The following is a 25,124-nucleotide window of genomic DNA, read 5'->3' on the forward strand; positions in this document are numbered from 1 at the left end:
CGCGTGACCTAACGAAGGAAAACTGCGAGCAGATCGCCCCCGATGCCCGGAAGATGGGGCTGAGAGGCTCACGTTTCCTTCGTTAGGTCAACATCTCGGGCATGCTCGCTGCATAGATCGTTGCGCACGTGAATGACTTCACGATCGCCAAGGCGATGACCTGTTACGGAAGGCACATATGGCGAAACACGCGCGCGTACGAATCGGGAGCTTGTACGTTTCCAATGGCGCGGATGCCGGTGGAAACCAGATCTTTGACGTCGCCATCTCGATCCTGGTGGTGACCGTCGCGGGGTTTAGTGCCACCGAGGTCGGTCTGATGAACGCACTCGGCAGTGCATCATTCCTGCTGCTGGCGGTCCCCGCAGGGGCTCTCGTCGACCGGGTGGGTGCCGCCCGAACTCTCGTGTTGTCGCTCGCGACGAAGGTCCTTCTCATCGCCGCGGCCGTTCGCCTCGCTGCCACTGAGCGTCTGTCGACCCCGGCGATCCTGGCAATCGTGACAGCGCTCGGTGTCTGTCATCTCGTGACGGAGAACGCGCAAGTGTCGACGGTTCCCCGCCTCACCTCCGACCCGACGCGTATTGCATCGACGGTGGCGAAGATGGCTGCGGCCGACAACATTGCCGGCGTTCTTGCCCCCGCGATCGCTGCTTTTCTGATTGTGCAGGTGGGAGGAACGTGGACACTGGGTGTTTCGCTGCTGCTGATCACCTTGGCTGCGCTTGCCGCTCTCCGCGTGCGACGGAACGCGCGGCAGCAGGAGGCCGATCTGGCCGGCTCCGGGAACACCCCGACAGCCGGCCTCTTCGAGGGCTTTCGCGTGCTCGTCAGAAACCGACTCCTGCTCGGTACTACGGTGCTCATCGCTGCGGGAAACATCGGTCTCGCAATCGGTGATTCCGTCGAGGCGATTCTTGTCCTGCGCGTGCTCGACCTCGGTGTGCTCTTCTATGGTGCGCTCGGCACGATCGCGGCGTGCGCCGGTCTGCTTGCAAGCGTCGTCGCGCCACGCATCGTCCAAACGATTCCGGTGAAACGGATCTTCGTGATCGGCGCGATCGCGCAGGCACTCGTCGCGGCGCTTCCCCTTGTTGCGCTGCTCAATCCACAGTCGGCACACGTCATCTTGGCGGTGTTTCAAGCGACGTGGGCGATCGTTCTGACCGTCACGAATATCGCCGGCAGCGCATATGCGGCACAAACTGTTCCACCCGACGTCCTGGGTCGAGCGATCGGCGCGCGCCGCATGCTGACCATGGGAAGCGTGCCGATTGCGGCGCTGGGCGGGGGCATCCTCGCTGATCAGGCGGGCATTCTCATCCCGCTCATCGTGTGGCCTTCTCTGACGCTCGTTGCCGCGGTCGCTTTCCTGGCGCTGTCGGCGCGAACGGCCGAGACCGCGACGGCGCAAGCCTCGTAGCTCAGCCGAAGATCATCGGCATGTCGTCGTCATCGTCGTCGCTGAGGTTGAGGTCCACCACAACGGGCACGTGGTCGCTGGGGCCCTCACCCTTGCGCTCGTCGCGCTCGATCGATGCCCCCTCCACCAGGTCGGCGAACGCGGGCGAGCCGAGGATGAAGTCGATGCGCAGGCCCTCGTTGCGGGGGAAACGCAGCTGTTTGTAGTCCCAGAACGTGTATCCGGTCGGTACCAGCGGACGCACGACGTCGATCAGGCCCGCGGCTTCGAAAGCGGTGAACGCTGCGCGCTCTTCGGGCGACACATGCGTTGTGACGCCCTCAATGATCGAAGGATCGCCCACATCCTCGGGCGTGGGCGCGATGTTGAAGTCGCCCGTGAGGGCCAGCGGAAGGTCCGGTGTGCGTTCCAGAGTGTGTGCCGCGTACTGGCGCAGTGCGTCGAGGAACGCAAGCTTGTACACATAGTGCGGGTCGTCGAGCCCGCGGCCATTGGGAACGTAGAGGCTCCACAGCCGCACACCCTCGATCAGCGCCGAGATCGCGCGCGCCTCCAGCGGCGCATCGTCGCCGTCGTATCCCTTCTGGAAGCCAGGCATTCCCGGAAAGGAATATTCGATATCGTCCACGGGGAGGCGACTGGCAATCGCGACACCGTTCCACTGGTTGAGCCCGTGGGCCTCCACCGTGTAGCCCGCGTCCTCAAAGGCCTGGTAGGGAAACTGCGCCGGCTTGCACTTGATCTCTTGCATCAGGAGCACATCGATGCCCTGTTTCTCGGCGAAGCCGATCACGCGCTCGATACGCGCACGAACAGAGTTGACGTTCCAGGTCGCAATCCGCATGCGTTCAGCCTAAGCGGGCGTTAGTCGCGCGGGTCCGAGCCCCACTTCAGGTTGTCGAGAAGATCGTCCACCGCATCGATCGCGTACGCGGAACCGCGGGCAGCGGAGGGAAACGTGGGGCGCTCGACGAGGTCGGTGAACTGGCGGCCTGCGTCCATGCGGGCGATGACCTTGTCGAGGAGAACATCGACCGACGACGCGTCGTACCCCTTCTGAAACAGGCCGGGGCGGGGGAGACGGTGGCTCTTGAGCCAGTCGGTGAGGGTCTGTTGTGCCATGCGGGCAGGCTATCGAAATCCGTATGCTTAGGGGCATGGCCATCGCATCTACGCCCGAGCTCGAGTCCGACCGTCAGCAGCTGATCGAACTGATCAAGGACGAGGCCGTTTTCCACGGCGACTTCACGCTGTCCAGCGGCAAGAAGGCCACCTACTACGTGGACATGCGCAAGCTCACCCTCGATCACCGGGCTGCGCCCGCGATCGGTCGCATCATGAGCGACCTCATCAGTGATCTTGACGGGATCGTTGCGGTGGGTGGTTTGACGCTCGGAGCCGACCCGATCGCGAACTCGGTGATGCACGCAACGGCCGCAACCGATCACCCGCTCGATGCGTTCGTTGTGCGCAAGGAGCCGAAGGACCACGGGCGTGGTCGTCAGATCGAAGGCGCAGAGGTCGCCGGTAAGCGCGTTGTCGTTCTGGAAGACACGTCGACAACGGGCCAGTCTGCTCTGAAGGCCGTCGAGGCGTTGCGCAAGGTGGGCGCCGAGATCGCCGCCGTTGCCGTGATCGTCGATCGCAAAACCGGCGCTCAGGCCGCGATCGAGGCAGAGGGGCTTCAGTGGCGGGCTGCGATCGACCTTGACGACCTCGGCCTCGCGCCGCAATAGTCTCCTCAGCGGTATGCGCGTGATGGCACACGTCGCCGAAGCCGTGACTGCCTCCGCCGCGACAGAGAAGAACCCATGACCCGCATTGCGCTTGCCGTCGACCTGGGCGGCACCAAAATCGAGGCCGGTCTCGTCGATGAGTCGGGCCGCGTGCTTGCCGCCAGCCGCAACCGTCGACCAACGGGCCGAGAAATCACGCATGACGGCCTGCGTGAAGCCGTGAGCGCAGTTGTCGGGTATGCGCTGGAACAGCTCCCGAGAGGGGCTGACTTCGTGGGCGCCGGGGTGGGATCGGCTGGTCCCGTTGACCTGCGTGAGGGCACGATTTCGCCCGTCAACATGCCGCACGCCCGCGGATTCGGTCTCGCCGAGGCGGTTAGTGACGCCGTTGTCGTCGGCGCGGGAAGCGCGAACGCCGAGGTGACGCTTCGGCACGATGGCGGCGCCCTTGCGCTCGCCGAATCGTGGTTGGGCGCCGCAGCGGGCTCGCGCTCGTCGCTGTCGATCGTGGTGTCGACCGGCGTTGGCGGCGGAATTGTCGTTGAGGGGAAGGCGATCGGCGGCGCGAGCGGCAACGCCGGCCACCTCGGTCAGGTGCGCGCGGCCGGCCATGGCGGCGAGCTGACGCTGGAAGAGGTTGCTTCTGGCCCGGCGAGCGTGCAGTGGGCGCGGTTGGCGGGGTGGAAAGGAACGACGGGGGAGCAGCTCTCGGAGGATGCGCGCCGCGGCGATCGCATCGCGCGTGATGCGATCGTGCGTTCGGCGGACGCCGTCGGTCGGGCGCTCGCGGACGCTTCTGTTCTTCTCGATCTCGACGTGATCGCCATATCGGGCGGGTTCTCGTTCGTTTCCGACGACTATGTCGAGCTCGTCGGCGCTGTTGTCCGCGAATGGGCTGCGCTGCCCTACGCCCGCCGTACGCGGGTGGTGCGCAGCGGTCTGGGTGCCGATGGCCCCCTCGTCGGCGCGGCTGCTCTCGCCCTGCGGTAGGGGGAGTTCTTTGGGTCGGTGAGCCGTGATCGCGCCCGCTGAGCGGGTACCATTCACAGGTCAGCTCCACCCGTCGCATGCCACAAGGACGTCACATGTCTCAGCCCCGTTCCCGCTTCCTCGCCGCGGCCGGCATTGGCGCCGCCGCGCTGCTTGCCCTCGCCGGTTGCTCGTCGTCCAACGACGCCGGATCGGGCGGAGAGCCCGCCGGAGACCAGGTGTCGATCGGTGTTCTGCAGTTCGTGCAACACCCCGCGCTCGACGCGGCGACCGAGGGCTTCAAAACCGCACTCGTGGACGCGGGCATCGAGGTCGTCTACGACGACCAGAACGCGCAGGGCGAGGTGCCGAACACGAACACGATCGCGACGACGTTCGCGGGCGCCGGACACGACCTCGTCTTCACCGTCGCCACGCCCGCCGCTCAGGCTGCCGCGCAGTCGATTCTCGACACCCCCGTGTTGTTCACCGCCGTGACCGATGCTGAGGCGGCCGGTCTCGTCGACGCGAACGAGGCACCCGGCGCGAACGTCACGGGCACGAGCGACCTCAACCCTGTTGCTGAGCAGCTGGCGCTGCTCGCCGAAATCGCTCCGGACGCCGAGACAGTCGGCATCGTTTACAGCTCGGGCGAGGTCAACTCCGAGGTGCAGGTCGAGCTGGCCAAGGAAGCCGCGGCAGAGCTGGGTCTCACGATCAAGGAGGCCACGGTTTCGAACTCGGCTGAGGTGCAGCAGGCCACGCAGTCGCTTGGCGATGTTGACGCGATCTACGTCCCCACCGACAACACGGTCGTGTCGGGCATCGCGGCGCTGATCCAGGTTGCCGAGCAAAACGGAATCCCCGTCGTCAGCGGCGACGCCGGCCCGGTTGAGAACGGCGCGATCGCGACGATCGGCATCGACTACGGCAAGCTCGGCTACCAGACGGGCGAGATGGCCGTGAAGATCCTGCAAGATGGTGCGGACCCCGCCGAGATGTCGGTCGAGACCTCCAACGATGTCGAGCTGATCATCAACCTGGACGCGGCCGAACGCATGGGCGTTGAGCTTCCCGCGTCGGTGACCGACCGCGCCGACCGCGTCATCGAGTAGCGCCGCATGATCGGAGCGATCGAGCTCGGCCTCCTCTACGGAGTCATGGCGCTGGGCGTTTATTTGACGTTCCGCGTGCTGAAGTTCCCCGACCTCACGGTTGACGGCAGCTTCACGACGGGCGCAGCGGTTGCCGCGGCGATGATCACGGCAGGTCAGAACCCTCTGCTCGCGACCCTCGCGGGCGGCGGCGCCGGCCTCATTGCCGGAATTGTGACGGGGCTGCTGCACACGAAGGGCAAAATCGACGGGCTGCTCGCGGGCATCCTCACGATGATCGCCCTGTGGTCGGTGAACCTGCGCATCATGGGCGGCGCGAATGTGCCGCTCCTGCGCGAGGGGACGCTCATGACTCCGCTGCGCGACGCGCAGCTGCTCGGCCGCACGTGGATCGGTGTGCTGATCTTCTTCGCGGCTGTTTTCGTGCTGAAGCTCATCGTCGACTGGTTCCTCTCGACCGATCTCGGCCTCGCGGTGCAGGCAACCGGCAACAACAAGCAGATGATCGGCAGCCTCGGCGCGAACACCGATCGCACCACGATTCTTACCCTGGCGCTGTCGAACGGGCTCGTTGGCCTGTGCGGAGCGCTTGTTGCGCAGTACCAGGGCTTCTCCGATATCAGCATGGGGATCGGTCTGATCCTCGTCGGCCTCGCCTCAGTGATCCTTGGCCAGGCGGTGCTTGGCCAGCGTTTCATTTTCCTTGCGAGCCTTGCCGTCGTGGTGGGCGCGGTGCTTTACCGGGTGATCATCTTCGCCGCGCTCCAGGTGGGTCTGAACCCGAACGACATGAAGGCGATCACGGCGGCTCTCGTGGTCTTGGCGCTGCTGCTACCACGCTGGGGCGTGCTGAAGCGGATCCCGTCGTGGCGGGACCTGCGCGGCGGGCAGGTGCCTGCGGGCGCCGAGACGAAGGGCGCGTGACAATGCTCGCGATCGATGGCATCAGCAAGACGTTCTTCCCCGGAACCGTGAACGAGCGTCGCGCGCTTGCCGGGGTCGATCTGCGTCTTGGCGAGGGTGATTTCGTGACCGTGATCGGCTCGAACGGCGCGGGAAAGTCGACCCTGCTCAACGCGGTCGCCGGCCGGATCTCCGTCGACGCGGGCCGTATCGACATCGACGGCACGACGGTCAATAAGTTGAAGGAGCACCAGCGTGCGCGGTTCGTGGGGCGCGTGTTCCAGGATCCGATGGCGGGCACGGCTCCCGATCTCACGATCGAGCAGAACCTGTCGCTCGCGCTGCTACGCGGGAAGCGACGCGGCCTCCGGCGCGGCGTCACGAAGGCGCGGCGCGAACGCTTCGTCGAGGAGTTGACGTCGCTCGAGCTCGGCCTCGAGAACCGGCTGAAGGCGAAGGTCGGGCTGCTCTCGGGCGGTCAGCGGCAGGCCCTGTCGCTGCTGATGGCCGGCTTCACGCACCCCCGGATCCTGCTGCTCGACGAGCACACGGCGGCACTGGATCCGCAGCGGGCGGCGCTCGTGACCGGCCTCACGGGCCGCATCGTGGAGCAGGGCGGGCTCACGACGCTCATGGTCACGCACAACATGGAGCAGGCCCTTGCCCTCGGCAACCGGCTCATCATGATGCACGAGGGCCGGATCGTGTTCTCCGCCGACGCGCAGACCAAGCGTCAGCTGACGGTGGAGAAGCTCCTGGCCGAGTTCGGCAAGATCAAGGGCGCCAGCTTCGACGACAGGGCGATGCTCGGCTGAGGGGCCTTCTAAACTTGCGGCATGACGGGACGAGACGCATCCCCTTCCCTCGACGGACGCATCTTCGTCGCAGAGTCGCAGGCCGCGGAGGGCGGGGTGGGGCCGGAGACGGTCTTCACCTATCACGAGGCGGATGGTGACATCTGGGCGACGTACGCGGGTGGCGAGGTGCGCCGAGGCTACCTCGTCGGCACACGTCAGGGTGACACTCTGTCCTTCCGGTACAGCCAGATGAACCAGGCTCGCGAGACAGCCTCTGGGCGTTGCACGGCAAAGATTACGGCTACGACCGATCGCCGGCTCCGCCTTGAGGAGACGTGGGCATGGGAGTCGAAGCCGGGCAACGGGTCGAGCGCGGTCGTGGAGCTCATCTGAGGTGCTCGAGTGGTCGATCGAACGCGCGGGCGGGGACCCTTTCGAAATCTTCGTCGAAGTAGATGATGAGAAGTATCTCGAATTTTCCCAGCCGCGCAGGTCAGCGCTCGTGAAACTGCACGGAGACTCGCCGCTAGGTGTACTGACCGGACACGTTGATCGAAGAGGTTGGGGAAGAGATGACCCGCCAGCGAAGGATGTTCGACTGGACCCTTACACGGTGTCAGATGCGATGCTGACCGCATGATCGAGAACAGCACCCCCAGCCCCGGTGCCGCGCTTCTTCCCTACGTTGGATCGGCGCCACTCTGCTACACCAACACCCTCGTCATGACCCTGGACGACCCGGCGTTGCAACCGAGCCTCATCGAAACCCTCACGTCCTCGGCGTTCGGCTACCAGCTGCTCGCAGGAGAGATGCCGTTCACCGATCCGTTCGGATGGGACCCTGAAGAGGGCATCGACCAAGCACTTCGACTGCTCGGTTACGAATGGCAGACTCACCACGCGGCCAGCTCTTCCGACGCGATGGACCTCCTTCGCGCAGAGGTCGAACGACAGCGCCCCGTCTTCGTCGGGCCTCTCGACATGGGCCTCCTTGTCCATCAACCCGGTTCCGACCGAGCCACGGGCGCTGATCACTATGTGGCGGTGCTGGACGTGACCGAGGACACCGTCTGGATGCATGACCCGCAGGGACACCCTTGGGCCGCACTTCCCATTGAGGTGTTCGTAGAGGCCTGGCGTGCCGATGAGATCGACTATGTGCCCCCGTTCACGTACCGCAGCGGATTCACCCGCACGGTGGACGTGCCCACCGAGGACGCCCTGAGAGGCATGCTGCCCGAAGCTATCAGCTGGGCCCAGGGGCGAGATCTGCCGGTGCCGCCCGGAACCGTGGGCGGCGCTGCCGCCCTCATGGAGATGGCCGACAGGTGCGACCAAGGTCTCTCCGACGACCTCCGGGATGTCTTGATCAACTTCAGCCTGCGTCTCGGCGCTCGCCGACGCCAAGACGCAGCTACCTGGCTTGCGCGGATCGACGAGATAGAAATCGCAACCAACATCCAACAGCAAGCACGCATCCTGGGAGGCCTGCAGTACCCGACCGTGACGCACCAGTGGTCCAAAGTCGCGGAGGGGTTCCGCCTCTTGGCATGCACCCAGGCTGACCTGACGAGGAACCTGGCTGCACGCTGACCACAAGGTGGTCGAGGACGTCGCACGACACAGACGTGGCTCCACTCTCGACGGACTTCGAAGCCCCTCACCGCCGGAAGCACTGACTGCAACCCGTCTCCGAAACGACGCACCCGCCACGGCCGGTGACCTCTGCGGTCGCCAGCCGTTACCGCACCTCAACGAGACACACATGTCACACGCGAACGCTGCGCTGACCCCGCGTCATCGCCTCAAGGTCGCCCAGCTGGTCGTCGACGAGAGCTGGCCCATCAGCGAGGTCGCGGCCCGATTCCAGGTCTCATGGCCCACCGTCAAGCGCTGGGCCGAGCGCTATCGCACAGGCCAGCCCATGACTGACCGTTCCTCGCGACCCCACAACAGCCCCAATAGGACGGCTCCGGACGTGGTCAAGCGGTGCGTGAGTCTGCGCCTGCGGCTCCGGGAGGGGCCTGTGCAGCTCGCCCCCAGACTCGGCATCGCCCCGTCGACGGTTCACCGCATCCTCACGACCGCTCGCTTGAACCGGCTGTCCCACGTCGACCGCGCTACCGGCCAACCTGTCCGCCGTTACGAGCACGACCACCCCGGCTCCCTGGTCCACGTCGATGTGAAGAAGATCGGCAACATCCCCAACGGCGGCGGATGGCGCTTCGCAGGCCGGCAACAGGGTGAGAAGAACCGCGCCGCCACACCCGACAAGCCCAAGAGCAAGTGGCACAACCCGAAGATGGGCCACGCATTCATCCACTCCGTCATCGACGACTACTCCCGCGTCGTCTACAGCGAGATCCATGACGACGAGACGGCCCTCACAGCCACCGCGGTCCTCATCCGGGCTCACGACCGGTTCGCCGATCGAGGCGTCACCGTCGAGCGAGTCCTGTCCGACAACGGATCGGCCTACAAATCCCGGCTGTGGCACCAGACCTGCGCCCAGCTCGGCATCACCGTGAAGAAGACACGCCCCTACCGCCCGCAAACCAACGGGAAGATCGAGCGGTTTCACCGCACCTTGGCCGACGGTTGGGCCTACGCCCGCTGCTACACCTCCGAGACCGAACGTCGTGATGCCCTCGAAGGCTGGGTGCATTACTACAACCAGCACCGACCCCACACCGCCTGTGACAACCAGCCGCCCTTCTCACGATTGATCAACGTCCCCGGCCAGTACAGCTAGGGAGTAATACGTATCGCTTCGGCACGATGATTCCCGAGCAGAACTAACGGACGTTTCTGGCGATGCTCGGCTGAGGACTTGCCCCGCCGCCCGTTACTTCTCGGGTGGCCGGCGCGGCCCGAAGGCGTCGTCGTCATCGCCACCGCCGTTTTTCATGCGGCCGAGGCGCATGATCACCACGGCGATGCCCGATGCGCACATCAGCGCGGCGACGATGAGCCAGGCTTCACCCATTGAGGGGCTCCCGGAGAAGGTCGGCCACGCTTGCGAGGGTTTCGCTGGGACGGAACGGGTACTTGTCGATCTCGCGCTTGTCGCTGATGCCCGTCATCACGAGAATCGTGTGCAGCCCGGCCTCGATACCGGCGACGATGTCGGTGTCCATGCGGTCGCCGATCATGCCGGTGTTCTCGCTGTGCGCGCCGATGCGGTTGAGCGCGGAGCGGAACATCATCGGATTGGGCTTGCCGACGATATAGGGCTCCTTGCCTGTGGCCTTGGTGATGAGGGCGTTGATGGCGCCCGTTGCGGGAAGAACACCCTCGGCTGACGGGCCCGTGGCATCGGGGTTGGTGGAGATGAAGCGCGCCCCACCGTTGATGAGACGAATGGCCTTGGTGATGGCTTCGAACGAGTAGTTGCGCGTTTCGCCGATGACGACGTACTCGGGGTCGGACTCGGTCATGATGAACCCGGCCTCGTGCATCGCCATGAGGATGCCCGCCTCGCCCACCACGTACGCCGTGCCACCGGGCGACTGGTGCTGCAGGAACGTGGCCGTTGCGAGGGCCGAGGTCCAGATGCGCTCCTCGGGCACCTCGATGCCACTCGACTTCAGCCGGGCCGAGAGATCGCGCGGGGTGAAGATCGAGTTGTTGGTCAGAACGAGGAAGGGCGTTCCATCGTCCCGCCACTGTGTGAGCAGTTCGGAGGCGCCGGGGATGGCGCGGTTCTCGTGAACGAGAACCCCGTCCATGTCTGTCAGCCAGCACTCGATGTCGGAACGATTCGCCATGACTTCAGCGTATTCGCTTCCCGGTATCCGCGCGCCGCAATGCGTGCGTCATCTGGCGGGATTACGCTCGGCACTGTGAGCATAAGCGCGCAGAATGCGTGGGATCCACAGCAGCTGCCACCGCAGGATGGCAAGAGCTTTCTTGTCACGGGTGCGAACGCGGGCGTCGGCTATTTCACCTGCGAACAACTCGCTCGTGCCGGTGCGCACGTCATCATGAGCGGGCGGAGCCCCCACAAGCTGCAGGCCGCTCACGAGGCCCTGGAAGCCCGGGTGCCCGGCGCGTCAGTTGAGACGCTCCTCATGGACGTTGCGAACCCGGGGTCGATTCGTGCCGCCGCCGCCAGTGTGCGCGGCGGGCTGTTTCAGCGTTCGCGGCTGGATGGCGTGGTCTTCAACGCCGGTGTGGTTCATACGCCCAAGACCCGGCAGATCACCCGCGATGGCCGCGAGCTGGTGTTCGCGACGAATGCGCTGGGGCACTTCGTGCTGGGCGCCGAGCTGATCGTTCCCCTTGCCAAAGCCTCCTCACCGCGCTGGACACCGCGCATGGTGTGGCTCGGTAGCGTTTCGACGCGCATGGGACGCTACGCCCCCGACGATGTGCAGTTGGAAAAGGGATATTCGGCGTGGAAGGCCTATGTGCAGTCCAAGGTGGCGGTGCAGGCGCTGGGGCTGGAGGCCGACGCGCGGCTTCGAGACGCCGGTGTTCCCGTCGATAGCGTCATCGCCCACCCCGGATACTCGATCGGTGGTCGAACGCCGATCGTCAAGGGTGTCAACGAGCCGCGATTGATGAAGCGCCTGCGCGACACCCTGCAGACACCGTTCTCGCAGGGGAAGGAGCGCGGGGCGGACTCGGTGATTCGCGCGCTCATCGACCCCGAGGTACGCAGCGGCGACTACTGGGGCCCCCGGATGCTCACACGCGGCGGACCCACGATGCAGCGCCCGTCGTCAACGTCGTCGGACCCCGAGGTGCGCCGGAAGCTGTGGGAGGCGTGCGAGGAGCTGTCCGGCCTGACCTGGCCGCTCGACAAGGCCGCCAAAGCAGCACGGTAGCTGCCGCCGCGTACGCTGGTTCCATGGCCACCAGCCCCGCGGCGGACGACTATCTGAAGACCATCTACGCCCACACCGAGTGGCAGGATCAGCCGATCATGCCGTCGGTGCTCGCGGCGAACCTCGGCATCGCGCCATCGAGCGTGACCGAAATGGTGAAAAAACTCGCGGCGGCCGACCTTGTTGCCCACGAACCGTATCGCCCCGTCACGCTGACCGAGGGCGGTCATGCGCGCGCTGTCGCCGTGACGCGTCGGCACCGATTGATCGAAACGTGGCTGGTGCGCGAGTTCGGGTACACGTGGGACGAGGTGCATGACGAGGCCGAGGTGCTGGAGCACGCTGTCAGCGACCGGCTTCTGGAGAAAATCGATCAGAAGCTCGGTCATCCCACACATGACCCGCACGGCGATGCGATTCCGCGCCCCGACGGATCCGTTGTGCGCGTGCCGTTTGTGCTGCTGTTCGAAGCCGAGGACGGCCACGAGGGCAGCGTGTTGCGCGTGAGCGATCGCGATCCGCTTCTCCTCCGCGCAATCGAGGCCAGCGGCATCGACGTCGGGACGCGCCTCACCGTGCGCGGCGACGGGGTGGAGATCGGCGGCCGACGCGTTGAGCTGCCCGCCGGGGCCTCCGACGTGATCTGGCTCTCGGCCTGAGCGGCCGGTGGCGGATTCGTCAGCTCGTGGCGAGACAATAGGGGGATGACCGACACCCCCGCACCCCATCCCGAGCAGTCGACGCACGGCGTGGGTCCGTGGCCGGGGGAGTGGCCGCAGGACGATCACTTCGATCCCGAGCTTCTGGAGCACGGTGATAGCCGCAACGTGGTCGACGGTTACCGGTACTGGCGGATGGACGCCATCATCGCAGATCTGGACACGCGCCGACACGGCTTCCACGTGGCGATCGAGAACTGGCAGCACGACATGAACATCGGCTCGATTGTGCGATCGGCCAATGCGTTCCTCGCGGATACGGTGCACATCATCGGCCGGAAGCGCTGGAACCGACGCGGGGCGATGGTTACCGATCGGTATCAGCACGTTGTTCACCACCCCGACGTCGGCACCTTCGCCGCGTGGGCGCGGGGTGAGGGCGTTCCGATCATCGCCGTCGACAACGTGGGCGAAGCGGTTCCCGTCGACAAGGCGGACCTGCCCAAGCGCTGCGTTTTCCTGTTCGGGCAGGAGGGCCCGGGGTTGACCGAGGAGGCGCTCGCTGCGGCCGATGGCCACATCGAGATCACGCAGTACGGGTCGACGCGGTCGATCAACGCCTCGGCCGCTGGCGCCGTGGTGATGTACGAGTGGGCCAGGCGTCACGCCTGAGCCCCTGCCGGGCTGTCACCTGCAGGGGTGCTTCAGCCACGTCCGGAAGAATAGTCGGATGCCCAGCCACGAACCCCTCGCCCGCGTCGTCCTCATCGGCGGGGCCAGCGGATCGGGCAAATCACGGCTGGCGGAAGCATCCGGTCTTCCCCTGTTGCGGCTCGACGATTTCTACCGTGAACACGACGATCCCGCGCTGCCCCGGTTCGATTCCGGCGAGGTTGATTGGGACCACCGCGGATCGTGGAACGCGGCCGCGGCGGTCGACGCCCTGGAATCGCTCGCGCATTCGGGGAGGGCAGAGGCGCCGATCTACGACATCTCCTCGAGCAGCGTGATCGGTTCGCGCACGGTGGCGCTGGACGGTGCGCGTGTTTTTCTCGCCGAGGGGATCTTCGTTGGCGAGGTTGTTGCGGAGGCTCGTCGCCGGGGCATCCTGCAGGACGCGGTCTGCGTTCGGCGATCGCGGTGGCTGACGATGTGGCTGCGGTTTCTGCGCGACGTTCGCGAGAGCCGAAAATCACTTGGCGTGCTGCTGCGCCGCGGGCTGCGCCTCGCGCGCAACGAGCCCGCCATTCTTGCCGAGCTGACGGCGGCCGGATGCCGGCCGGTGTCGGTGCGCAAACTTCGCGTACAACTGGCCGACTACGCCGCCTGACGCAACCAGGCGTCGCCGCGGATGCGTCGCCCGAGGGTGAGAAACCGCGCGCCCATCAGCACGACGAAGAAGGCTGCCGCCACCCCGGCCAGTCCCCACGATCCCGTCGGGGCGAACATCAGCAGCACCAGCACGTAGGCGATGAACGGCACCAAACCAATCCCGCCGGCGAACGCGAGATAGCGCGCATCGTTCGCGCCCATGAGAACACCGTCGAGCACATAGACGATGCCGGCGAGGGGCTGCATGATGCCCATGAGCACCAGCGCGGGCAGAACCAGCCATGACATTTCCCACTGGCCGGTGAATGCGGCGCCGGCCAGGGGAGAGGTCAGCACGATCAGCGCCCCGATGGCGGCCCCCGCGGCCGCGCCCCAGGTGACGGTGCGGCGCAGGATCAGGCGCACGGTTCGTTCGTCTCCCGCGCCGAGGTACCGGCCGATCAGGGCCTGTGCCGCGATGGCGAGGGAGTCCAGAGCGAACGCCGCGATCGAGGCGATCGTGAACACCACCTGCCAGCCCGCCAGCTCCTCCGTTCCGAGTGACGTCGCCGCGGCCACCGTGAGCAGGAGCCCCGTACGCAGCGTGACGGTGCGGAGAAACAGCCACCCGCCGGTTGTTGCCGTGCCGCGCACCCCGGCGCGCGACGGGGCCGTCGAGGCGCTGTGTTGCCGCGCGAGGCGGGCGGCGATGACAACGTACACGGCCACCATCCCCCACTGGGCGACAACGGTGCCGGCGGCGGAACCTGCGATGCCCCAGCCGAGGCCGTAGATGAATAGCCAGTTCAGCAGCGCGTTTGCCGCGAAACCGATGCCCGCCACCCACAGCGGCGTCATGGTGTTCTGCAGCCCCCGGAGCAGTCCTGTTGCGGCGAAAACGACGAGCATCGCCGGCAGCCCCCACATCGACAGCGAGAGATAGATCTCCGCCTGCTCCGCAACGGCAGCCGATGGGCCGAACAGGCTGACAAGCCACGGAGAGGCGAGGTAACCGGCGACGGCGAGAACAGCACCCATGCCGAGCGCCAACCACATCCCGTCGATCCCGCGCGACACCGCGCCCGAGGTTTTCCCCGCGCCGTACAAACGGGCAACGGCCGGTGTCGTCGAATAGGCCAGGAACACCATCAGGCCGACGACGGTGTTCAGAACACCCGACCCAATACCGATCCCCGCGAGGGGGGTAACGCCCAGGTGCCCCACCATTGCCGAATCCAGCGCGATGAAGATCGGTTCGACGATCAGCGATCCCAGCGCCGGCACCGCGAGCCGCAGAATGTCGCGGTTCAGGGAGGGGGATGTCACGCCTCCAGCGTAGGCCGTCCGCGCACCCCACTAGAGTCGAGCCCGGGGCGTGAGTGGGCGTCCGAGATAACGAGGAGATCGCGCCGTGAGCTGCCAGGCAAACGCACCGACGGGATCGCCGTGAGCGCGCGCACCGATCGCATCGCGCGCGTCATCACGGAGCTCAGCACTCCCGCGCTTTCCGTTGTCGCCATTTCGCTGCTGTGCGGCATCCGAGGCGCGCCGGGGTGGCAGGGGCTCGGCTGGGGCGCGCTCCTGGCCCTGTTCTGCGGTGTTATCCCCTACGTGGCGCTCGAAGTGGGGGCACGTCGCGGACACTTCACGAACCGGCACGTCACAACCCACCGTCAGCGCCCGCTCGCCTACGCCATCTGCATCACGTCGGTCATCGTCGGGGTTCTTGTGGTGTCCCTTCTGGGGGCGCCTCCCCTTCTGCTGTGGGCGCTGGCGACGATGTTTGCCGGACTCATCATCGCGGGAACCATCACGTTGATCGGGCCTAAGGTGTCGATGCACGCGATGTGCCTCACCTCGCTCGGAATGTTCGCGGCGTTTCTCTTTTCACCGTGGTGGCTTCTGGCGCTCGCCGCGGCCCTGCCGATCGTCGTCTGGAGTCGCCTGCAGCTCGGGCACCACTCGAAGATCGAGGTGGTGCTCGGAACCGGTATCGCCGTTCTGCTCACAACGGCGGCGTGGATGCTGGCGCCGGTCTGAGTTCGCCCGCCCGCCCGCCCGCGGTGCCCTCTGGACGCATACGATGTCAGGCATGACGCTTCCTTCCGGTATCGCCACGAGCGAGTTCTCCGAGACCATCCGCCCGCAGGACGATCTGTTCCGATACGTCAATGGCTCGTGGATGGATCGAACGGAGATCCCCGGAGATAAGGCGCGATGGGGCGCTTTTCACGTTCTCGCCGAACAGGCCGAGAAGCGGGTGCGCGAGATCGTCGAGGAGTCACAGTCGGCTGAGCCGGGCACGGAAGCCCGCAAAATCGGCGACGCATTCGCCAGCTTTATGGACACCGATCGGATCGCCGAGCGTGGTCTGACTCCGATCCAGGATCAGCTGGCCCGGGTTGACGCGATCAGCGACGTTCCGTCGTTCCTGCGCACCGTGAGCACCCTCGATCGCGAGGGCGTCAGCAACGTGATCGGCGTTTTTGTCGAGCCCGATCCCGGCAACCCGCAGCGCTACATTCCGTTCCTCGTCCAGGCGGGTATTTCCCTTCCCGACGAGCAGTATTACCGCGATGAGCAGTTCGCCGAGGTGCGAACGGAGTTCCGTGCGCACCTGGAACGTATGCTCGCCCTGGCCGAAATTGACGATCCTGCGGGAACGGCCGACCGCATCATCGCGCTCGAAACCGAGGTGGCCAGTCACCACTGGGACAACGTGCGCAGCCGCGACGCCGTTGCCACCTACAACCCGATGAGCTGGTCGGACGTCGAGTCGCTTGCCGGTCTTGACCTCGGCCCCTGGCTCACGGCCCTCGCGCCCGAAACCGCCGCCGCGTTCGACGAGGTCACGGTGTACCAGCCGTCGTTCATCGAGGGTCTCGGCTCGTTGTTGACCTCCGAGCGGCTTGACGATTGGAAGGCGTGGCTGCGCTGGAAGATCGTGCGCTCCGCCGCGCCGTACCTGGGGGATGCGCTGGTCGAGGAGAACTTCTCGTTCGTCGGAACCACCCTGCAGGGTGTTCCGGAGATGCGGGAACGGTGGAAGCGCGGCGTCAGCCTTGCCGAGGGCGCGCTGGGTGAGGCGATCGGCCGCATCTACGTCGATCGTCACTTCCCGCCGCAGGCGAAAGATGCGATGGACGAGCTGGTTGCCAACGTGATCGAGGCCTACCGGCAGTCGATCACGACGCTCGAATGGATGAGCCCCGTCACGCGCGAAAAAGCTCTGGCAAAGCTCGACAGCTTTACGCCCAAGGTGGGCTATCCCACCAAATGGACGGACTACGGCACCCTCGACATCGCGGCCGATGATCTTGTGGGCAACGTGCGCCGGTCGAGCGTTTTCGAGCACGATCGTCAGCTGGCGAAGGTGGGCCAGCCCATCGACCGCGAGGAGTGGCTGATGACGCCCCAGACAGTCAATGCGTACTACCACCCGCTGATGAACGAGATCGTGTTCCCCGCGGCCATCCTGGAGCACCCCTTCTTCGATCCCGAGCGGGACGCCGCTGCGAACTACGGCGGAATCGGCGCCGTGATCGGGCACGAGATCGGCCACGGCTTCGATGATCAGGGTTCGCAGTACGACGGAACCGGTGCGCTGGAGAACTGGTGGAGTGATGAGGACCGCGCCGCGTTCGAGGAGCGCACGAAGAGCCTCATCGACCAGTACTCCGAACTGGTTCCTCAGGGTCTCGATGCCTCGCACACCGTCAACGGCGCGCTCACGATCGGCGAGAACATCGGCGATCTTGGCGGGCTCGGTATTGCGCTGAAGGCCTACGCGCTCTCGCTCGACGGCGAGGAGGCCCCCGAAATCGATGGGCTCACGGGCGTGCAGCGCGTCTTCTATTCGTGGGCACAGGTGTGGCAGCAGAAGGGCCGCGCCGCCGAGACGATCAGGCTTCTCGCGGTCGACCCGCACTCGCCGAGTGAGTTCCGGTGCAACCAGATCGTGCGCAACATTGACGCGTTTTATGAGGCATTCGATGTGACGGAAAGCGATGCGCTGTGGCTCCCAGAGAACAAGCGTGTGACGATCTGGTGACGGTGCCCGAATAACCTTTGTTCGTAGAGCACAATTGAAGCTCTGACGCAGGCCCAACCGGGGTCTACTTTCTCGCCTTCAAGGAGGCATCGTGGGCACAGAGCCCCCAGCTCGGACTGCGTCGCTGCGGGGGGAGCGACGCAGCGCAATCACGCTACGGCGTGCCGCTCGGCGTGCGCCGGGATCGTCGCGGTTGTCAGCCACGATGCGCGACCTGGAGCACTTAGCGAGGGCCGGTGTGCACATCGGCATTCAGGTGACCGATGTCGAAACCGGCCACAGCGTGTTGTCGGGAGACGCGCACGTGCCCATGCCGATCGGCGCGGTGGGAATCCTGCCGATGCTGCTCGAGGTCACAACCCGGATGCACGAGGGTGACCTCGATCCTCAGCAGTTCATCTCCCGCGCGGACGACGATGTCGCGGGCAGTGGGCTGTGGCGTCATCTGGAGACGCCGGAGCTCCCCCTGGCCGATGTCACGGCGCTCGCCGCGGCCTCCGCGGACAGGGTCGCGTCGAACGCCCTGCTGGAGTTGGTGGGAACCGAGTCCGTCACCCGCCGAATGACCAGCCTCGGCATGACGCGTTCGGCAATTCTCGATCGCTTTCGCGATGAGCGAGGGCCCGACGATGCGCCGCACGCGGCGATCGGCTCGGCGCGTGAATACGCGGCCCTGTTCGCACGGATCGCCCGTCGTGAGGGCATCTCGGATGCCGTGGCCGACCACCTGACGGCGCTTCTGGCGATGCAGCGTGACGTGAGCCTCGTCGGGGCGTCAATGGCCGTCGACCCGTTCCCCGTGGGGCGCGAAGATGACATCATTCTCGTGAACCAGGTGGGCCGGGCGCCCGGTATGCGCGCGGAGTCCGGCGTGGCCTTCGGCCGCCGACGCTCTCTCGCGTATGCGCTGTTCGTGCAGATGCACGACGATGCGCTCCTGACGCGCCACCGCGTGCACCGCGCGTTCCGCACCCTCGGCGAGGACATTCTGGAGATCATCGGCTGAGCGCGCGGCCCCGCGGGGACATCGTGTGCGCTCCTTCGGAGATGTGCACCGGCGCGGGGCGAAGCGGGGCTTTGAGTCCGCTGGAGCGCACATCTCCGCGTGACGGACGGTGATCTCCGCTGGGAGGCACGCGACTGACGAGCGGGTGGTGAACGTCACGAGGGAGCCCCGGCCCCCTGCCGCGGTCAGCCCTTGCGGGTGTCGCGGTAGGCCGTCGGGCTGGCGCCGTGGACTTGTGAAACGCCAGAACTGCTTCGCCCCAGGAGCTCGCCAGCGCCGCTATGCATTCCGCACCGCTGAGCATCGGCAACAAGCGTGCGAACCTTGACACGGACACCGATATCGGCGTTCATACCGTGACACTGTCAGGTGCTGAATCGGGCTCCGTCACGGCGCAGTTCGACGTTGTCGCGGGTTCATTGCTCGCAACGGGGGTGAGGCTTACGCCGTGGGTGTAGCTGGCGACGTTGTCGGTTCTGCTGACTGGCGCTCTTGTCCTGGTCATGGGGCGACGAGGAAGCCGGCACACCAGGTCATGAGCTGATCCGCGCGGCTGACCCCGACACCATACGATGATGCCCGGCCCCGTGAGAACGTGGCCGGGCATCATCGTGAGCGGCCCTAGAACACGATCGTGTGGTTGCCGTGTCGGACGACGCGGTCTTCGGCGTGCCAGCGCACGGCGCGGCTCAACACGGCCCGTTCGACGTCGGCGCCGCGACGGCGCAGATCTTCTGCCGTGTCGGCGTGGGTGACGCGCACAACGTCCTGCTCGATGATCGGGCCCTCGTCGAGGTCTTCCGTGACGTAGTGGCTTGTTGCGCCGACCAGCTTCACGCCCCGTTCCTTCGCCTTTCGGTACGGGTTGGCGCCGATGAACGCGGGCAGGAACGAGTGGTGGATGTTGATCACGGGAACGCCCACCTTCTCGAGGAAGTCGTTCGAGAGGATCTGCATGTACCGCGCCAGCACGATGAAGTCGACGTTGCCCTTCAGCAGACGCACGATCTCGGCCTCCGACTGCGACTTGTCCGGGCCCTTCTGCGACGGTACGTGGAAGAACGGAACGTCGAAGGAGCGCACGTCCTCGGCCGTGTTCGTGTGATTGGCGATCACCATCGGAATGGTGACCGGAAGCTCGCCTCGGCGGTACCGCCACAGCAGGTCCAGAAGGCAGTGGTCATCCTTGGACGCAAGAATCGCCATGCGCTTCGGAACGGACATATCGCGCAGCGACCAGCCGACGCCGAACGGCGACAGGGTCTCGGCGAGGTCGGCCTCGATCTGTGTCCGCGCTCCCGCAAAATCGGGCCGGTGGAACACCACGCGCTGGAAGAACTGCCCTCCGGAGGGGTCCGTTGAGTGCTGATCGAGCGAGACGATGTTGCCGCCCCGGCGCGAGATGAGCGTCGTCACCGCGGAAACGAGGCCCGACTGGTCGGGACCGTCCACGATGAGACACGCGTGGTCAACGGGAAGCGAGAGTCGTCCGGTCATCAGCCCATTCTGACGTATCGAGACGGTGGAAAGCCGGACGACGCGTCACAGCTCGATGACGGCGCTGGCATTCGCGAGAACGCGGTCGTCGGGCCGGTGGCTCACGAGAACCGCGATGCGATCCGCTGTCGCCTCCCGCACATCGACCATCATGTCGTGAGCCGTCGGAGCATCGAGATGTGCGGTGGGCTCATCGAGCAGGATCACGTCGGCGCGGGTGAGGAGCGCCCGGGCAACGGCGAGGCGCTGGCGTTCGCCGCCCGAGAGCGCAGAACCGCCGGATCCGACGCGGGCGTCAAGGCCATCCGGAAGCGACGCGACGAGCGCACCGAGGCCGGCACGCCGCAGCACGCTGATCATGTCGGAGTCCGAGGGGGCGTCGTCCCGCGAACGTGCGAGAAGGAGGTTCGCGCGGATCGTCGAGTCGAACACATAGGCGTCCTGCGGGCACCAGGCGATGCGTGCCCGCCAGGATGCCGGAGAGATGTCGGTCAGGGGCACCCCGGCCGCGCGGACGGCACCCGACGACGCGGGAATGGCCCCCATGATCACGGACAGCAGGGTGGACTTCCCCGATCCCGACCGGCCGGAGACAATGAGCCATTCACCCGTTTTCACCGTCGCCGTGGCATCGAGGAACACCGGTTCAGAACGCCCCGAGTACGTCGCGGCTACGCCGTCCAGCCGCAGCTCGTCCAGCGGAGTCGGCGCGGAGGCAGTTCCCGACGAGACGGGAGCGGGGGCGTCCAGCAGGGGAGCGATACGGCGCACCACTTCGCGCAGTGCCGGGATCCGCTGTGCGCCGCTGACGAGGGCATCGAGTGGTTCGAAGGCGGCGAGAGCCAGCAGCGCGACAACGCAGATCAGCTCGGCGGGCATGCCGGGCGACACGAGGGGAACGGCAACGGCCAGCAGCGACGTTGCGAACGCCACAACGGCCGATGCGGCTCCAGCGGACCTCGCCTGCCGGCGTTCGGCGGTCGCCAGGCGCTCTCCGGCCATCTCCAGGCGGGCAAGAGCCGGCGTTGTCGCCCCGCCGCCGCGGAGATCATCCGATGCCGCTGCCAGTGCGGACGTTCCGCGCACAAGAGCGGATCGCGCGCGAATGCGGGCACGCCCCGCTCCGCGCGCGGAAAGGATGGCGAGAACAACACCCGCGATGCCGGCGATCAGCAGGGTGAAGGAGACGATCAGGGTCAGATGCGGGGCGACAAGGTTCGTGGCGACCGAGATGCCGGCGATGGACAGCACACCGACGCCGATCGGGGGAATCACCCGGGGGAGCAGGTCGCGCAGTTCGTCCGTGAGGGTGACGAGGTAGTCCAGAGGCGCTCCGCCTTCGAGCAGGCGTCGTGACCCCGCTCCGCGCGCGGCGATCGAGCGCCACAGGCGCAGACGCAACGCATCCGTGACGCGGAACGCGGCGGCGTGTGTGACGAGGCGCTCCGCGTAGCGGGAGACGGCGCGGCCGATGCCGAAGAACCGCACGCCGACGATCGCCACGAGGAGATACATGATGTGCTCTTCGACGCTGGCGCGCACAATGAGCCAGCCGGAGATGGCGGTGAGCGACAGGCCCATCGCGATCGTGAGGAACGCGAGGAGAACACCACGGGTCCATGCCCCCTTCGCCGTTGCCAGAATGCGCCAGAGCGCGGGACGCGCGGAACCCTTCAGCGGCGCGAACGCCAGGTTCCGGGGGCCCTTGAGACGAGGCAGGCGCGTGGTGTCGGTGTGCGCGCTCTCGGCCAGGCGGATGGCGTCGGTGATGATCGGCATCCCCACTGCGCCGGTCGTTGGCCGGGGGCGGGCGGGGGCGATCTGTTCGGTTTCGTCCGTGATCGGCCCTGGCGCGGCGTCCGTGGCGCTCGCCGCCACCGTCGCGGCCTCCTCGGCCCGCGAAGCGGCATGCTCCTTCGGCTGACGCACCGGAACGATGCGCGTGGCCAGGGCGAGCGTCTCCGGCTCGTGCGTTGCGAGCACAACGGTGACGCGTTCCGCGCGCCGGCGAATTGCGGCACGGACGCGTTCGGCCGATCGTGTGTCGAGGTGGGCGGTTGGTTCGTCCAGAACGAGTAGCGTCGCGCCGCTATCGACGCGGGCGAGCGCGCGAGCAACAGCCAGACGCCGAAGCTCGCCGGGGCTGAGCTCGGCGATCGCCGATTCGGCGACCATGCTCAGGCCCACTTCGCGCAGCGATGCTTCCGGGTTCTTCGCGCCGTAGAGCGCAACCTCATCCCAGGGGGTCGTTGTGAAGCTGCGCGGTGCCTGCGGTGCCCACGCGACCTGGTCGTGATCGACTCCGACGATCCAGCCCGACACCTCGGCGTCTGCCGGAAGGGTGCCGGTGAGTGCCTTGAGAAGTGTTGACTTCCCCGCCCCGGACGTGCCGGTGATCGCCGTGATGCCGCTGATATCGGCGGAGAAGGCATCCAGAACGGGCTCGTCGCGGCCCACATAGTGCACCGTGAGATCTCGGACGACGACGGCCACGGGCTCGTGCTCTTGTTCGGGGGTGGGGTCGTTCGCCCATGCTTTTCCGGACGCGATCTCATTGAGTGTCGGGAAGTCTTTCGGCGGGCCCGTGTGCGTCACGAACGTCCGCGTCAGCGGCTGTGAGTCGACCTGGGTGATATCGGCGGCCACGCGCAGTTCCGCGCCGCGAACGTCACCGCGTCGTGAACCGGAAAGGATTGTGCGCACCCGCTGTAGCGCCGAGAGGCCGTTCTGCGACGAATGGAATGCTGAGCCCAGCTCGCGCAGGGCATTGAAGCATTCCGGGGCGAGGATCAGCGCGAGAAGCGCCGCCTCCAGGCCGACCGTTCCGTAGAGCAGCCGGAGACCGAGGAAAACGGCGACGATGGCGACGGAGATCGTGGCGATCAGCTCGAGGACGAGCGCCGACAAAAACGCCCAGCGCAACGTTGTCTGCGTTCCCGCGCGGTATTCGTTCTGGATGTCGTCGAGCGCACGCGCCTGTTCTTCCACCCGGTTCAGTCCCACGAGAACGGGCAGCCCGCGCGCGAGTTCCGTCATGTGGTTCGACAGGCGCGCCAGCGCTGAGATCGCATCGTCCGTTCGCGCCTGGGTGTGCTTACCGATCAGCACCATGAACAGCGGGACGAGGGGGATGGTGAGAACGATCACGAGGGCGCTGATCCAGTCGGCGCCGAGAATGCGCAGACCGATGATCAGTGGAACGACGGCCATCTGGATCATGGCGGGAAGGCTGTTCGTGTAATAGTCGTCGAGGTCGTCGAGACCGTCCGTTGCGAGCACCGCAACCGACCCCTCGCTCTCGCCAGACGATGAGATCCGGGCGCGCGCTGCCGGCTTTTCGCTGTCTTCCGGGTCAGCGCCGGCGTCCGCTCCCTCGGCATCGCCGTTTGCGATACGGGCCCACAACTGGGCGCGCAGCCGCGTTTTCGCTCCGATGGCGATGTTCCGAGCGAGGACCTGAGTGCCCCAGGCGGCGAGGCCGCGCAAAACAGCACCGGTGCAACCGAGATAGATGATCAGCTGCGTGTCGAGCGCGCCATCCATGAGCCCCGCGATACCCGAGGCAACCGCGCCGGCGACCAGAACGAGGCCGACTGCCTTGAGTGCGGCGAGAACGCCGAGGCCGTAAAGCGGGAACCGCCCGACCGGCCCGAGCTGCGGGCGCCGCGACGGATTCTTGGGTCGGGCGGCTTCGATGTCCCAGGGGTCCACGCTCATGATGTTTCCTGTTTACCTGATCGCGAGCGCATCCCTGGCAGCGACAGCGTTACCTCGCCTCATCCCGATCGCGCAGAATCGCGGGAATCACGATGTGCGCATCGGGAATCATGCCGGGAGTGAGGCGCTGACGGAAGATCCAGTAGGACCACGCCTGGTAGCCGATGATGATCGGGAGGCCGATCGCCGCGACGATCGTCATCACCGTGAGCGTGTAGGTAGAGCTCGACGCGTTCCACACCGTCAGGCCGAATGCCTCGTCCAGCGTGGACGGCAACACCCACGGGAACATTGCGGCGAACACGGCGCCGGCGCCGCCGACGATGAACCCGCTGCACCCGAGGAAAGCGAGCGCCTCGCGGCGACCCCGCGCAGCGAACCAGGTCGTCAGCAGTCCCGCGACGGCGAGTGCAACGAGGGCCCAGGACAGCCACGTTCCCCCGCCGTGCGCGAACTGCACCCACAGCGCCCAGGCAGCCGCCGGCAGGAGCAGAACGGGCGCCCAGGTGCCGCTGAACCGGGCCGCGCGATCACGGATCTCCCCGTCGGTCTTGAGCGTGAGGAACACCGCTCCGTGCAGCAGGGCGAAACCGACCAGCGCAAGACCCCCGAGAACAGCCGGAACGGTGAGCCACACGAAGGGGTGTCCCACGCGGTCGCCGTTGGCATCGATCGGCAGACCCGTCGACGTAATGGCGAGGGCCGCCCCGATGCAGAACGCCACGACGAGGGATCCCCAGCCGAGGGCGCGGGTCCAGGCCATCGTCCACCGCGGGGTATGCACCTTGCCGCGCCACTCGATGGAAACGGCCCGCAGGATCAGGGCGAGAAGGGTGATGGTGAGCGGGATGTACAGCGCGCTGAACAGCGACGCATACCAGAGCGGGAAGGCGGCGAACATCGCGGCGCCAGCCGTGATCAGCCACACCTCGTTTCCGTCCCAGACGGGGCCGATGGTGTTGAGCATCGTGCGGCGTTCCTTCTCGTTTTTCGCCGAGAAGAGGATGTGCATGCCGACACCAAGGTCGAAGCCTTCCAGCAACAGGAAGCCGGTCCAGAGGACCGCAATGGCCACGAACCAGACGACGGGAAGAATGTCCATGATGAGGAG

25 protein-coding genes are annotated in these 25,124 nt (G+C 66.3%); 17 read left to right on the plus strand and 8 right to left on the minus strand.

The window, feature by feature from the left end:
- Positions 1–178: 178 nt before the first annotated feature.
- Complete coding sequence (locus G6N81_RS08500; RefSeq protein WP_165135597.1) at positions 179–1,423, plus strand: MFS transporter; 1,245 nt, start codon at positions 179–181, stop codon at positions 1,421–1,423.
- Position 1,424: 1 nt separating this feature from the next.
- Here the strand turns inward: G6N81_RS08500 and G6N81_RS08505 are convergent, their stop codons facing one another.
- Both G6N81_RS08505 and G6N81_RS08510 read right to left on the minus strand, forming a co-directional pair.
- Positions 1,425–2,267: an exodeoxyribonuclease III gene (locus tag G6N81_RS08505; protein ID WP_165135600.1), complete on the minus strand. Its 843-nt coding sequence runs from the start codon at positions 2,265–2,267 to the stop codon at positions 1,425–1,427.
- 20 nt (positions 2,268–2,287) lie between these two features.
- Positions 2,288–2,545, minus strand: coding sequence for a hypothetical protein (locus G6N81_RS08510; RefSeq protein ID WP_165135603.1), 258 nt, complete (start codon positions 2,543–2,545; stop codon positions 2,288–2,290).
- Positions 2,546–2,580: 35 nt separating this feature from the next.
- On the opposite strand from G6N81_RS08510, the gene pyrE reads away from it, so the two are divergent.
- The 8 genes from pyrE to G6N81_RS08550 all read left to right on the plus strand — a co-directional run bounded on the left by pyrE (position 2,581) and on the right by G6N81_RS08550 (position 9,695).
- Complete coding sequence (gene pyrE, locus G6N81_RS08515) at positions 2,581–3,159, plus strand: orotate phosphoribosyltransferase (RefSeq protein ID WP_165135606.1); 579 nt, start codon at positions 2,581–2,583, stop codon at positions 3,157–3,159.
- A gap of 75 nt (positions 3,160–3,234) precedes the next feature.
- Entirely contained in the window at positions 3,235–4,149 is a 915-nt protein-coding gene (locus G6N81_RS08520; protein ID WP_165135609.1) for an ROK family protein, read from the plus strand.
- Positions 4,150–4,244: 95 nt separating this feature from the next.
- On the plus strand, positions 4,245–5,243 hold the full coding sequence (locus G6N81_RS08525) for an ABC transporter substrate-binding protein (RefSeq protein ID WP_165135612.1): 999 nt from the start codon (positions 4,245–4,247) through the stop codon (positions 5,241–5,243).
- A 6-nt stretch (positions 5,244–5,249) separates the two neighbouring features.
- On the plus strand, positions 5,250–6,167 hold the full coding sequence (locus tag G6N81_RS08530) for an ABC transporter permease (protein WP_165135615.1): 918 nt from the start codon (positions 5,250–5,252) through the stop codon (positions 6,165–6,167).
- 2 nt (positions 6,168–6,169) lie between these two features.
- Positions 6,170–6,961: an ABC transporter ATP-binding protein gene (locus G6N81_RS08535; protein ID WP_165137866.1), complete on the plus strand. Its 792-nt coding sequence runs from the start codon at positions 6,170–6,172 to the stop codon at positions 6,959–6,961.
- Between the two features lie 21 nt (positions 6,962–6,982).
- Positions 6,983–7,336, plus strand: coding sequence for an avidin-fold protein (locus tag G6N81_RS08540; RefSeq protein WP_241244931.1), 354 nt, complete (start codon positions 6,983–6,985; stop codon positions 7,334–7,336).
- A gap of 243 nt (positions 7,337–7,579) precedes the next feature.
- Positions 7,580–8,536, plus strand: a complete 957-nt coding sequence (locus G6N81_RS08545) for a hypothetical protein (RefSeq protein ID WP_165135618.1) — start codon at positions 7,580–7,582, stop codon at positions 8,534–8,536.
- 172 nt (positions 8,537–8,708) lie between these two features.
- The gene (locus G6N81_RS08550; RefSeq protein WP_165135621.1) at positions 8,709–9,695 is read left to right on the plus strand and encodes an IS481 family transposase; all 987 of its coding nucleotides are present in this window, start codon (positions 8,709–8,711) and stop codon (positions 9,693–9,695) included.
- Positions 9,696–9,788: 93 nt separating this feature from the next.
- Here G6N81_RS08550 and G6N81_RS08555 read toward each other — a convergent pair whose 3' ends face one another.
- A complete protein-coding gene (locus G6N81_RS08555) occupies positions 9,789–9,929 on the minus strand; it encodes a hypothetical protein (RefSeq protein ID WP_165135624.1) in 141 nt (46 codons plus the stop codon).
- Positions 9,922–10,710, minus strand: coding sequence for an HAD-IIA family hydrolase (locus tag G6N81_RS08560; protein ID WP_165135627.1), 789 nt, complete (start codon positions 10,708–10,710; stop codon positions 9,922–9,924). Before G6N81_RS08560 ends, G6N81_RS08555 begins: the two co-directional genes overlap by 8 nt.
- Before the next feature lie 75 nt (positions 10,711–10,785).
- Between G6N81_RS08560 and G6N81_RS08565 the strand changes: the two genes are divergently transcribed.
- Genes G6N81_RS08565 through G6N81_RS08580 form a run of 4 tightly spaced genes read left to right on the plus strand, consistent with a single transcriptional unit; the run spans position 10,786 to position 13,761 of the window.
- A complete protein-coding gene (locus G6N81_RS08565; protein WP_241244932.1) occupies positions 10,786–11,772 on the plus strand; it encodes an SDR family NAD(P)-dependent oxidoreductase in 987 nt (328 codons plus the stop codon).
- Between the two features lie 23 nt (positions 11,773–11,795).
- Positions 11,796–12,431: a metal-dependent transcriptional regulator gene (locus G6N81_RS08570; protein WP_165135633.1), complete on the plus strand. Its 636-nt coding sequence runs from the start codon at positions 11,796–11,798 to the stop codon at positions 12,429–12,431.
- 45 nt (positions 12,432–12,476) lie between these two features.
- Positions 12,477–13,103, plus strand: coding sequence for a TrmH family RNA methyltransferase (locus G6N81_RS08575; RefSeq protein ID WP_165135636.1), 627 nt, complete (start codon positions 12,477–12,479; stop codon positions 13,101–13,103).
- A gap of 58 nt (positions 13,104–13,161) precedes the next feature.
- Positions 13,162–13,761: an ATP-binding protein gene (locus tag G6N81_RS08580; protein ID WP_165135639.1), complete on the plus strand. Its 600-nt coding sequence runs from the start codon at positions 13,162–13,164 to the stop codon at positions 13,759–13,761.
- On the opposite strand, the gene G6N81_RS08585 is transcribed toward G6N81_RS08580, so the two are convergent.
- Complete coding sequence (locus tag G6N81_RS08585) at positions 13,749–15,068, minus strand: MATE family efflux transporter (protein WP_165135642.1); 1,320 nt, start codon at positions 15,066–15,068, stop codon at positions 13,749–13,751. The two genes, G6N81_RS08580 and G6N81_RS08585, sit on opposite strands and share 13 nt — an antisense overlap.
- A gap of 120 nt (positions 15,069–15,188) precedes the next feature.
- On the opposite strand from G6N81_RS08585, the gene G6N81_RS08590 reads away from it, so the two are divergent.
- The 4 genes from G6N81_RS08590 (at position 15,189) to G6N81_RS08605 (ending at position 19,257) form a co-directional block, all read left to right on the plus strand.
- Entirely contained in the window at positions 15,189–15,782 is a 594-nt protein-coding gene (locus G6N81_RS08590; RefSeq protein WP_165135645.1) for a hypothetical protein, read from the plus strand.
- A gap of 43 nt (positions 15,783–15,825) precedes the next feature.
- Positions 15,826–17,793, plus strand: coding sequence for a M13 family metallopeptidase (locus tag G6N81_RS08595; RefSeq protein WP_165135648.1), 1,968 nt, complete (start codon positions 15,826–15,828; stop codon positions 17,791–17,793).
- 91 nt (positions 17,794–17,884) lie between these two features.
- On the plus strand, positions 17,885–18,799 hold the full coding sequence (locus tag G6N81_RS08600) for a serine hydrolase (protein WP_165135651.1): 915 nt from the start codon (positions 17,885–17,887) through the stop codon (positions 18,797–18,799).
- 281 nt (positions 18,800–19,080) lie between these two features.
- On the plus strand, positions 19,081–19,257 hold the full coding sequence (locus tag G6N81_RS08605; RefSeq protein ID WP_165135654.1) for a hypothetical protein: 177 nt from the start codon (positions 19,081–19,083) through the stop codon (positions 19,255–19,257).
- A gap of 163 nt (positions 19,258–19,420) precedes the next feature.
- On the opposite strand, the gene purU is transcribed toward G6N81_RS08605, so the two are convergent.
- Genes purU through cydB form a run of 3 tightly spaced genes read right to left on the minus strand, consistent with a single transcriptional unit; the run spans position 19,421 to position 25,115 of the window.
- The gene (gene purU / locus G6N81_RS08610; RefSeq protein ID WP_165135657.1) at positions 19,421–20,296 is read right to left on the minus strand and encodes a formyltetrahydrofolate deformylase; all 876 of its coding nucleotides are present in this window, start codon (positions 20,294–20,296) and stop codon (positions 19,421–19,423) included.
- Positions 20,297–20,341: 45 nt separating this feature from the next.
- The gene (gene cydC, locus G6N81_RS12835) at positions 20,342–24,013 is read right to left on the minus strand and encodes a thiol reductant ABC exporter subunit CydC (protein WP_165135660.1); all 3,672 of its coding nucleotides are present in this window, start codon (positions 24,011–24,013) and stop codon (positions 20,342–20,344) included.
- 49 nt (positions 24,014–24,062) lie between these two features.
- Positions 24,063–25,115, minus strand: a complete 1,053-nt coding sequence (cydB, locus tag G6N81_RS08620; protein ID WP_165135663.1) for a cytochrome d ubiquinol oxidase subunit II — start codon at positions 25,113–25,115, stop codon at positions 24,063–24,065.
- Positions 25,116–25,124: the final 9 nt, after the last annotated feature.

Origin of the sequence: Microbacterium amylolyticum, from assembly GCF_011046975.1 — a bacterium.
In the GTDB taxonomy this organism is placed as follows: Bacteria; Actinomycetota; Actinomycetes; order Actinomycetales; family Microbacteriaceae; genus Microbacterium; species Microbacterium amylolyticum.